This window comes from Kitasatospora sp. NPDC033851 (assembly GCF_055576085.1).
Map to the genome: position 1 here is coordinate 1 of NZ_JBVIRL010000071.1, position 10613 is coordinate 10613.

Genomic DNA, 10613 nt, shown 5'->3' on the forward strand with positions numbered 1-10613 from the left:
CGAGTCGCTCGGCATAACCGTTCGAGCAGGGCTCCGATCGACTACAGATCGTAACCGCCTCGGCGTGCTCTTCACGAAATCCGTGCCTGAACCCGATCACCTGCCGAAAACAGGTCACAGTGGCTGGCGCCAGTTGCGGTAGGTGTGCGGGGGTCTGGCGTGGCCGCCGTCGCTGAACGGGTTCGGCAGTGTGCCGTCGAGGGTGCCGGCCAGGAAGTCGCCGAAGCCCACCGCAAAGCGGCTCCAACGTTCCTCCCCGTAAAGGGGCTGGCGCTTGAAGACGACGACGTCCCAGCTGTCCGGGTCCCGGGTGTCACAGAGCCAGAAGGCCACGTCGCTGTTGGCGCTGCTTGCGAAGGGGAGGAGCCTGCCCTGCTCCAAGTCCTGCGGGCCGGTGGCCACAAGGGCGGCCGGCTCTTCCCCCGGGTCGAAGTCCAGTCCGTCGACGAGGTCGCCGTACGGGGAGCCCTCCACCGGCGGCGTGCTGACGCCGAGGTACTCGTCCAGCTCGCCGCCGCCGTAGAGCGTGACGAAAACACGGTAGTCGGCGGGCAGGCGCAGGCCGGTGGTCCGCGCGAGCTCGTCCCAGTCGACGGTGTCGCCCGGGGCGCCCGGTTCCCCGAGCAGGGCCGAGAGGCGGGTGATGGCCGGGTGGACCATGGCGGTGTCTCCTCCGTGGATGGCGGGCTTCGACCGGTCACCGTAGTGCCCGGCGTCCCGTCTGGTGCAGCGCTGCGCCCGGCCGGGGTGGAGCCGTCCGGTGCCACCGCCGTCTGCCCCGCGCCCTGCCAGTCGTCCCCGCGGGCTCCCGACGCTGCCCTGTCCACCGTCCGCCGGGCCGCCGGTTCCCGCGCTGCCTCGCAGTCGACGCCGGGTCGCCGTCCGCCTGGTCGACGTCGTCCCGTTGGCCGCCGTTGCTTGTGCTGCACCCCGCTGGGCCCTGCCGTCGTGGTGCTGTCGCGCCCCCTTGTCGCGCGAGCCTGCCGCGCGGGGTGCTGTCGTGTGGTGTGACGTGGGCGGACACCCGTGATCCCTGTGCGTGGCCAGGGACGCGACATGGCGCGGGACCGTCATTTCTGGTAGCCGTCGCCGAAGCCTCCGCCGTTCCGTCCAGGGACGGTCACGCGCCCGCAGCAGCCGGTGCCGCGCCTCCGCACGCCCAGACTCAGAAGCGACTGCGTGTTTTACGTGACGCAGGTGTTGCCGACACGTGTTAGTTTTTACTCATGCGAGTAAATCCATTGGACGCGGCCGCTCCGGAGAACAGCCGGAGCTTCACCACCGACGCGCGGCGCGCCCAGATCGTCGCCGCCGCGATCGAGACCGTCGCCGAACTCGGCTACGCCCGCGCCTCGTTCGCGCAGATCGCCAAACGGGCCAAGCTCTCCAGCGTGCGGCTGATCTCGTACCACTTCGACGACAAGGAGGACCTGTTCCAGGCCCTGGTCGACACCGTCCAGGAACAGGCGCGGGTCGCCATGCAGCCGCGCATCCGCGCGCACACCGAACCGGCCGCAATGCTGGCCGCCTACATCGAGGCGAACCTGGAGTTCCTGGCGGAGCACCCTGTGGAGGTACGGGCACTGGTGGACGTCCTGGCCAACGCCCGCCGGGAGGACGGCAGCCCGCTGGTCAGCTCGGCGGGCTTCGACACCCCCGTCGCGCTGCTGGTGCAGCACCTGCGGGACGGCCAGCGCAGCGGCGCCTTCCGCCGGTTCGACGCGGAGGCGATGGCCACCGCGATCCGCGCCTCGATCGATGCGGCCGCAGGCCGGCTCGCCGCCGGGGACGACTTCGACCCGCGCGCCTACGGGCGCGAACTGGTCACCCTGTTCGCCCTCGCGACCAGGAACCAGGAGACGTCGTGACCGTCCACGCCGCTCCGCGCCCCTGGTCCCGCCTCTTCTTACCGCCGCTGCTCGACCTCGTCCTGCCGCTCGGCCTCTACTACGGGCTGCGCCTCGCGGGCGTGGACCAGTGGTGGTCCCTGCTCTGGTCGGCCGCACTGCCGGCGGCCACGATCCTCGTCCGGCTGGTTCGCACTCGCCGTCTCGACTTCCTGGCCCTGCTGATCCTCAGCATGATCGGTCTTGGGCTGGTGCTCTCCTCGCTCACCGGCGACCCGCGCGCCCTGCTGGTCCGCGAGGCCTGGACGGGCATGCTCGGCGGACTGATCGGCGCCTGGCTGCTGGCCTCGGTCGGTTACGGACGCCCGGCTCTGATGGTCGTCTTCCGCTCCTTCGTGCATGCCAAGGCGGGCGAGGACGGGCTGCGCGCCTGGGAGGGACGCTGGCACCAGGACGCCGCCTTCCGCCACGGCCTGCGGGTGATCACCGCGGTGTGGGGCGCGGCCAGCCTGCTCAACGCCCTCGCCCAGCTCGCCTTCGCCTACCTGCTGCCGGTGGACGCCGCCCCTGCGGCCATGCACGCGTGCTGGCCGGTCATCGCCGCGCCGCTGTTCGTCTTCCACCTCGCGTACACCAAGCGCCACGGCCTGCGGGCCTGACCGGAACGGGACCTTCCCTTGACCACCACAGCCCCCGTCGACCGCTTACGGCTCTTCCCAGAGCCCAACCTCGACCTCCAGACCCGCGCTGCCCTCGGTGCCACCGCCTACCGGGCCGCCGAAGCCGGGGAGCTCCTGGCAGCCGTCGACCGCATCAACCGGGCCGGACTGTCCGGCCGCGGCTACCACGAGGAGTTCCTCGCCCTCGGCCGCCGCACCGCCGTCGCCGCGGAAACCGCCCTCCGCTCAGGCCGCACGATCGGCGCCCGCGACGCCTACCTGCGTGCCGCCAAGTACCTGTCCCTGGCGTTGTTCTCCGTTCTCGGCAGCGCCCGGCCGGCCGACGAACCGGCGGTCTTCGCCGAGATGCAGGCCTGCTGGCACCGCGCGGGCGAACTCCTCGACCCGCCCGTACAACGGCTCCGCATCCCGTACCAGGGCGTCGGACTGCCCGCCTACCTCCTCACGCCCCCGGGGACACCCCGGCGCCGGCCCACCCTCATCCTCGTCAACGGCAGCGACGCCCAGAGCATCGACCTCTACGCCTTCGGCGCCTGCGCAGCGATCGAACGCGACTGGAACACCCTGATCCTGGAGGGGCCCGGGCAGGGCAGCCTGCTCTTCGAGCACGCAATCCCCTTCCGTCCCGACTGGGAACACGTCATACATCCGGTCGTCGATCACCTCCTGCGCTCCCCGCTGGTCGACCCCGACCGGATCGCCCTGACCGGCTGGAGCATGAGCGGCATCCTCGCCATCCGCGCGGCCGCCTTCGAACCCCGGCTCGCCGCCGTTGTCGCCGACCCAGGCGCCGTCGACAACTGGCTCGCCTGGCCCAAGACCTGGCGCAACCTCGCCGACCATCCCGACCCGGAAGCCGTCAACCGGCACTGGCAACAGGCCGTCCTCCCGCAACTCGGCCAGGCCACCCCGCTGCTCGCCAAACGCGCCGAGATCTTCGGGCCCCAGTTCCTGCACGACGCCCGCGCAGGCCGGGCGCCCCAGGACCTCTGGCAACTCGCCCGCGCCATCCGCCAGTTCCGCTGCGACGACGTGGCACACCTCGTCACCTGCCCGACCCTCGTCCTCGGCTACGAAACCGAGGCCCTCATCCCGGACCAGGACACGCACCTCTTCGACCTCCTCCGCTGCCCCAAACAGCACACCATCCTGACCACCGCCCAGGGCGCCGGCGACCACTGCGCCCCCATGGCCCCCCAACTGCGGAACACCCTCGTCCTCGACTGGCTGGAGCGCACCCTGGCCTGACCTCCTTCCCCGGCGGCCCGGCCCGGCCCACCGGACGCCACCGCCGGACGTGACGCGGGTCTGTCCCGTTGACTGGTTGCCCGCGCACGGGGGACCAGGCTGTTCGGTCGGGGGTTCGGCTCGTGGTCCGGTACGGGATCCGGCTGGGGGTTCGGTCCGCAGCGCGGTTCGGCCACCGGCCTCCGACCGAGCTTGCCGCCTGTTTGCGCTGCTCATCGGGGGTGACGGGCCGAACTCACCACCCGACTTACCTTCCTGGGCCCCTGCCTGGTGGTTGTGGTGGGTGGGTTGGGGCGTTGGTCGGTGTGGTCGGGCGCTGCGCTGTGCTGTGCTCTTGTTCTCGCGTCCGGCTGGTGCCGGCCGCTCGTGTGGGTGGGGCGGGCGGCGGTGGCGGTCAGGCGGGCTTTGGGGGTGGGGGCCACAGGAGGCGGAGGTTGCCGTAGCGGGCGCGGGCGGCGTCCGCGCTGAGTCCGAGCGCCTCGCCGATCGTGGCCCAGGTCGCGCCGGCCTCGCGGTCGGCGATCACCGCGCACCGGACCAGCTCGCGGGTCAGCTGCTGGGAGTCGGCCGCCGCGGTGCAGTGGGCGCCGGGCGGCCCTTGCTGCGCCTGGGTGGTGCGGGCGGTGACCGGGATGCCGAGGTGGCCAGCGCCGAGACCGACCCCCAGCGCCGGGACGCGGACTGCCTCACCGCCCTGCGCACCCTGTGCCGCTGAACCCGGCCCGGGTGAGCCGACTGCCGCTCCCGCCCTGCCGTCCCCCGCTCCGTCGGCGTCAAGGGATCGGTGGGGGAGGGCGGCGAGCCCGAAGAGCCCGGGGGTCCGCTTCCCGCCCGCCGCACCGGTGCCGGACGCTGCCCGTTCGGTCAGCCCAGCGACGCGCTCGCTGCACGCAGTTCGTTCAGGGCCGCCAAGGCGCACCCGGCGAGCCCGTCCCCGGGGCCACGGTCCTCCTCGGCCCACTCGGCGTACCCCCGCTTGAAAGCGAGGACGCCCAGCTCGCCCGCGAGAGCCGCCGTCGGACCGGGCACGCCGCGGGCGAGCAGAGCGGTCGTCATCGCGGCCGCGAGACTCACGGTCTTGAGGGCGTCGCGCTCCTGAAGCTCGGTGCTGGCGGCGACGGCCGCCTTCAGGCGGGGGGCGAGCTCGCGGCTCCCGGGGCCCATGGCGGTCGAGGCGCGCTGGAGACCGGCGGCGACCGCCTCGAGCGGACTGGCGTCGCAGGGCGCGTCGGCGATCCCCTCGGCCAGCAGCCGGCTCAGCGTCTCCTGTCCGGCGACCAGCAGCTCGCGCTTGTCGGGGAAGTGCCGGAAGAAGGTGCTCTTGGTGACCCCGGCACGCTCGGCGATCTGCGCGACCGTCGTGGCGTCGTACCCCTGCTCCGTGAACAGGTCGACCGCGGCCACGACGAGGCGTTCACGCGCACCTGGTTCCCATCGACCCATGGGCTCAGCATATGCGACGGGACTCTTGTCCCGTCACCCCTGTTACAGTGATGGGACAAGAGTCCCATCACTTGTGGAGGGTTCCATGCGCGTCTTCGTCACCGGCGGCACCGGTCTGATCGGATCCGCCGTTGTCGCCGAACTCCTCGGCCACGGCCACACCGTCCTCGCGCTCGCCCGCTTCGAGGCCTCCGCACGGGCCGCCGAGGCGGCCGGCGCCGAGCCGCTGCGGGGAGGCCTCGCCGACCTGGACGTCCTGCGCTCCGGCGCCGCCGGGGCCGACGGGGTGGTCCACCTGGCCTTCGGCAACGACTTCAGCAGCCCCGAGGCCCTCGCCCGCAACGTCGCCGAGGAGACCGCCGCCCTCACCACCCTCGGTGAGGAGCTCGTCGGCAGCGACCGCCCCCTGGTCACCGTCTCGGGCACGCCCTGGGTGCCGGGCCGTGCCTCCACCGAGGCCGACCCGGTGCCGATCGACGGGCCGGTCGGCGGCCGCGGCCGCACGGTCACGGCGATCCTGGGCCTGGCCTCCCGCGGGGTCCGGAGCACGTCCGTCCGCCTGCCGCGCACGGTCCACCACGAGGGCGCGGGCGGATTCGCCGGTCTGCTGACCGACATCGCACGCCGGAGCGGGATCTCCGGCTACCCCGGTGACGGTACCCAGCGCTGGCCCGCCGTCCACGCGCTCGACGCGGCGGTCCTCTTCCGGCTCGCCCTGGAGCGGGCGCAGGCCGGTACTGCCTGGCACGCCGTGGCCGACGAGGGGGACGCGGTGCGGGACATCGCGGCCGTCATCGGTCGGCGGCTGGGCCTGCCGGTCGGGCCGGTGCCGGAGGAGACCTACGGCCCGCTCGGCCCGATCTTCAGGGCCGACCAGCCCTCGTCCAGCACCCGCACCCGGCAGGCGCTCGGCTGGGAGCCGAGGCACCCCGGCCTCCTGGCGGACCTGGAGAACATCCGGCCCTGACGCGCTCCGGCTCCCGGCTCGTTCCCCACCCGTTCCCCGCCCCATCGCCGACAACCACGCACGTCGATGGGGCACTTCACGTCCACGACAAGCAGGAGGTTCCATCATGCCGACAGTGGTCTTCGGCGCCCGAGGCAACGTCGGTCGTCATGTGGCCGGCGGCCTGCTGGCCGCCGGTGAGCAGGTCAGAGCGGTCAGCAGGGTCCCAGCCGCGGGCCCGACGCCCGGGTACGACTCGGTCGTCGCTGACCTGGGGCGTCCCGAGACGCTGCCTGCAGCGTTCGACGGTGCCGACAGGGTGTTCCTGTACGGAATGCTCGACCCCCAGCAGCCCTACGACATCGACAAGGTCGCTGCGGCGGCCGCGGCAGCGGGGATCCGGCAGGTGGTCCTGCTCTCGTCGGTGGCGGTCGTCCTGGACCCTGACGCCGACCACCCGGTCGCCCGGCTGAACCGCACGATCGAGCAGGCCGTCCAACGCTCCGGCCTGGACTGGACGTTCCTCAGGCCGGGGACGTTCGCGACCAACACCCGCACCTGGTGGGCCGAATCGATCCGCACCGACAACGTCGTCCGCCTTCCCCGTCCGTTCGCCCAGTCGGCACCGGTGCACGAGAAGGACATCGCGGCGCTGGCGGTGACCGCCCTGACTGAACCGGGCCACTCGCACCAGGCCTACATCGTCCACGGGGCCGAGTCCCTGACCCTGCAACGCCAGGTCGAGCACATCGGCGAGGCCATCGGCCGTCACATCCGGGTCGAGCACATCTCCGACGAGCAGGCCTGTGCGGACGTCGCCAGAACGATGCACCCGGTCGTGGCCGACGCGATCGTGGGCCAGTGGGCCGCCGCCGACGGCGTCGCGGCGGTGACCTCCGCCATCGCCGAAAAGATCACCGGCGTTCCGGCCCACACCTACGCCCAGTGGGCCGCCGACCACGCCGACGACTTCCGCTGAGTCCGCCGCGCCGGGCCGGCCGTACGGAGCCCGGCCGGCCCGGCTGCCCTGCCTGGTTCCCCGATCTCCTGCAACAGGCTTCAGCCATGGCGATGGAACGCACAGTAGTGCACCCACCGGCCATGTCGTAGGCCTCGCGTGCGGGAGTCTTGTCCGTCCAGCCGGGCGTGCAGCAGACTCTCGTGCCGATACCAAGCCTTGGGGAGCCGTGGTCCGTGTGGCGGGCGCGTACGAGGCGCCGTTGTTCTCGGCGGGGTGGCCGCAGTCGCAGCGCGGCTTCCTGGTCTACCCCACGTACTGGCCGCACACCGAGCGGGCCTTCCCGGGAGTCCTGGACATCCTGACCAGGCTCGGGGCCGCCCCCGCCGCCGCCCGGACGCGCCACGGCATCATCGTGGGGGCGGACCTGGACGCGGATCAGCTCGCCGCATTGCGTGGCGACCGCCAGGTCGAGTACGTCGAGCATGACGGTGTCGGCGTCGTCGCCCGCTACCACCGCGTCCTCGGCCCGCACCGCGTCGTGGGCCAGTACTCCGTTGCCGTGGCTGACGACGGCGACCTGCGCGCACTGCTCGCCGGCCTGGACGGCACCCTGCTACACGCGTGCGACGAGGTCCACAGGTTCGCCGCCCTGCTGACCGATCGGCAGCGCGACCAGCTCCGACGCAACCCGATGTCTTCTCCGTCGACGACGGCCAGCGGGAGTCCGCCGACTGAGCCCGAGACCTCCGACCGGGCACTCCGCCACTGCAGGGCCTCCCTACCCGTCCCGCACGCCGTCGAGCCGCCCGGTCACCGCTCGGGGGTCGCAGGAACGAGGAATCGCGCCGGAGTGCCGGCACCGCAACGGCGCCGTCGGGCAGGCCGGTCACGCCACGATTCCTCTGCTTGTGGGACACGATTCGATCACATGCCCTCGCCGCCGCTCCGGGATGCGCGAGGGTGGCGCCGCTGTCCGAGCACCACCCTTAGAGGAAGAACGTCCTTCATGAGCCACCCTGTTCAGAATGCCCCCAAGCGCCCCGTCTACCGAAAGGTCCGCGTCGTCGCCCCCGTCGCCCTGATCGTCGGCATCGCCGTCGGCGCGGCGGTAGGCGGAGACAAGAAGAGCAGCACCCCGGCGGCCGCACCCACCGTCACTGCCATGGCCACCGTTCCCGCTGCGGCGGCCAAGGTTCCCGCCCCGCTTCCTGCTGCCACCGTCACCGCCACCGTGACAGCCGAGGCCCCTGCGGCCCCCGTGGCGCCGAGCACGCCGGACAAGCCCAAGGGCGACACGATCGGTGGCGACGGCAGCTACGAGGTCGGCGTCGACGTCCGGCCCGGTACCTACAAGAGCAAGGGCCCCAAGGCCGGTGGCATCGGGATGTGCTATTGGGAACGCAACAACGGCGGCGACGGTGTCGGTTCCATCATCGCCAACGACAACGTGCAGGGCCCCGCCACCATCACCATCAAGCCCGGAGACAAGCTCTTCAAGACGACCGCCTGCCAGGACTGGGTCAAGACCGGCTGATCCGAGGAGGCTCCACGCGCCCGAGGCGGCCCGCGAACCGCGCCACGAAGTCGCCGAATTCGTCTGACCACCCGTCAGTTATATCTTCCAGCACAGACGGCTGAACGAGCCAACGCGCCACAGGTCACGGCACGCCTGTCTACTTTCCGACGCCCGCCCCGGGCCGTTTGGAGTGTCCGGGGTGCGTCAGCGACCGGGAGGCGAAGGGCTTGGGCCCGTGGTGTTGCCCGCTCCGTCCATGCGGGAGTTGGTGGCTGCGCTGGTCTGCGCCCCGGATGACCCGTGGTGGGGAGGACCGGGTACTGCACGCCAAGCTCTACCCGGCGAAGGGCCGCGGGTGTGACCTTTTGGTGGTTGTGGGCGTGGAATCGGCCTGGATGCCAAATTGTCTGGACCTTTGGCTAGACCTGTAGGGGGTGCTTGGCCGGGTCGGCGTCCGGCGGGTTTGGTGACTGTGTGTGGTGGTTGGCGGGGTTGGGGGTGGTGTCGGCCAGGTCGGGCGGGTGGGCGGTCTTTTCTGGCGTGTGTTCGGCTTAGAATTTCGTGTGGTGTGTTTTGCCGAATTGACCGGCGTGGTTTTTTGGGTTCGGGTTGGAATGGCCGGGTGAGGGCTCGTTGGCGGGGGTCGGGGGTCGGTGTTCGGTTTGTTGGGGCCGGTCGGGGCTGCGCTGTCGCTGTCGTGCCCGCCGGTCGGAGCGTGCCCGCCTGCTGGCCGCCGTCCAGGCCGTCCGGGCCGTCCTGGCGCCGTTGTCCGGGGCGGGGTGTGCTGGCCGTGCTGGGCTCTGTCCGGCTGCTGCGCCGCGTGTCCGCGGGCTGCGGTCCTTGGTGGTGGGTGGTGGTGCTGGGTGGCCGTCAGGCCACCCTTGAGGGCGTGCACGAGGGCTGTTGCTGGGGTTGGTGGCCGGGGTGTGGGTGCTGTCGCGCCCCCTGTCGCGTGGGGTGCTGTCGTGCCCTGTGACGTGGGCGGATGCCGGGTTGCCCCTGTGTGTGGTGGGGGCGCGACAGGTGGGCGCGACAGCCGCGGGTCGGGCTGCCGCCCAAGGGCCGTCGGGTACGGCGGGGACGGCGGCCGCTGCAGGGGCCGGCCTTTGTTCTAGTGGTGGGGTTCGGTGGCTGGTGCTCGGCGGCCTGGTGAGGGGGTGCGGGGTGCAACGCGGTGTTGCGCCGGGGTGCAAAACGGGGCCGTGTTGCGGGTCTGAACAGGCGTTATGTGGCCGGGAGGGGCCCGGGGCGGGCGTGTTGCACTGCCGTGTTGCACCGCCGCGCTGCTCCGCCGGCCTCGACGCCGCCCCGCTGCTGCGCCCTGGCCGCCGTTCTGGTCGGCCGCCAGGCCGGTCCCGCTGCGCCCGGCTCGGCCGTCCTGCCCGCCGTGCCCGCGCCCGTCCTGGCCGCCGTCCTGATCCGTCCTGCCCGGTGTTCGGTTTGGTGGTGTTGCTCCGGGAATTGCCCCGTTGACGGCGCGCACTGTTTTCCGGGCGGTCTGGATTGGCGGTCGCGGTGTCGGTGGCGAGGGCCGTAGGCCACTTTTCGGTGTGCCTGAATTGGATTTCTGTCGGCTGCGTCGTGCGAGGCTTTCGGATTGTGGCCTGAAAGAGAGTTGATATGCGTCGGTGGAGTGGCGGTGGTGATCTGTCACGGGTGTGGCAGTGGTGTTCCGGGGTTTGTGCTGGTCGTGGGGTGGGTTTCTACTGTCGTTGGTTGTCGCCTGGTTGCTGTCATAGGTGTCGTTTCAGCTGGTCGTAGCGGTGTCGTGGCTGTTGGCGGCGGCTGGGGTGCCGGTTCGGTGACAGCTCGTGCGGCGATGTCCTCGCCCCGGCATGGGGCGGCCAGGCCCAGGGAGGACTGACCAAGGCTTCGTCACCCCGGCCCTGGCACGGGGCGAGAGGCCTGCTTTGGGGGCTGTCGGCCGCAGGCCGCCGCGCTGCGCCCGGCGGTCGCCCCCGAGGCTGGCCCG

The 10613-nt window shown here is 72.0% G+C and carries 9 protein-coding genes; 6 read left to right on the forward strand and 3 right to left on the reverse strand.

Translation table 11 applies throughout. The features are described from left to right. Positions 1-114: 114 nt before the first annotated feature. Positions 115-660, reverse strand: coding sequence for an SMI1/KNR4 family protein (locus tag ACZ51D_RS43160; RefSeq protein ID WP_465665777.1), 546 nt, complete (start codon positions 658-660; stop codon positions 115-117). Between the two features lie 566 nt (positions 661-1226). Here ACZ51D_RS43160 and ACZ51D_RS43165 point away from each other — a divergent pair. Genes ACZ51D_RS43165 through ACZ51D_RS43175 form a run of 3 tightly spaced genes read left to right on the forward strand, consistent with a single transcriptional unit; the run spans position 1227 to position 3775 of the window. After that, entirely contained in the window at positions 1227-1868 is a 642-nt protein-coding gene (locus tag ACZ51D_RS43165) for a TetR/AcrR family transcriptional regulator (RefSeq protein WP_465615245.1), read from the forward strand. Further along, positions 1865-2506 carry a VC0807 family protein gene (locus tag ACZ51D_RS43170; protein WP_465665779.1) on the forward strand — a complete coding sequence of 214 codons (642 nt, stop codon included), beginning with the start codon at positions 1865-1867 and terminating at the stop codon, positions 2504-2506. The genes ACZ51D_RS43165 and ACZ51D_RS43170 overlap by 4 nt, the downstream gene beginning before the upstream one ends. Before the next feature lie 18 nt (positions 2507-2524). Beyond that, on the forward strand, positions 2525-3775 hold the full coding sequence (locus tag ACZ51D_RS43175; RefSeq protein WP_465665781.1) for an alpha/beta hydrolase family protein: 1251 nt from the start codon (positions 2525-2527) through the stop codon (positions 3773-3775). Between the two features lie 394 nt (positions 3776-4169). Here ACZ51D_RS43175 and ACZ51D_RS43180 read toward each other — a convergent pair whose 3' ends face one another. Further along, the gene (locus ACZ51D_RS43180) at positions 4170-4301 is read right to left on the reverse strand and encodes a hypothetical protein (protein WP_465665783.1); all 132 of its coding nucleotides are present in this window, start codon (positions 4299-4301) and stop codon (positions 4170-4172) included. 338 nt (positions 4302-4639) lie between these two features. Next, positions 4640-5218, reverse strand: coding sequence for a TetR/AcrR family transcriptional regulator (locus ACZ51D_RS43185; RefSeq protein WP_465615252.1), 579 nt, complete (start codon positions 5216-5218; stop codon positions 4640-4642). Positions 5219-5303: 85 nt separating this feature from the next. Here ACZ51D_RS43185 and ACZ51D_RS43190 point away from each other — a divergent pair, with 85 nt between their 5' ends. From ACZ51D_RS43190 to ACZ51D_RS43200, 3 genes are all read left to right on the forward strand, one after another. Then, positions 5304-6185: an SDR family oxidoreductase gene (locus ACZ51D_RS43190; RefSeq protein WP_465615254.1), complete on the forward strand. Its 882-nt coding sequence runs from the start codon at positions 5304-5306 to the stop codon at positions 6183-6185. Positions 6186-6291: 106 nt separating this feature from the next. Beyond that, a complete protein-coding gene (locus ACZ51D_RS43195; RefSeq protein ID WP_465615256.1) occupies positions 6292-7143 on the forward strand; it encodes an NAD(P)H-binding protein in 852 nt (283 codons plus the stop codon). Positions 7144-7351: 208 nt separating this feature from the next. After that, positions 7352-8659 (forward strand): hypothetical protein, encoded by a 1308-nt coding sequence (locus ACZ51D_RS43200; RefSeq protein WP_465665785.1) that lies wholly within the window; start codon positions 7352-7354, stop codon positions 8657-8659. The last annotated feature ends 1954 nt before the right edge of the window (positions 8660-10613 follow it).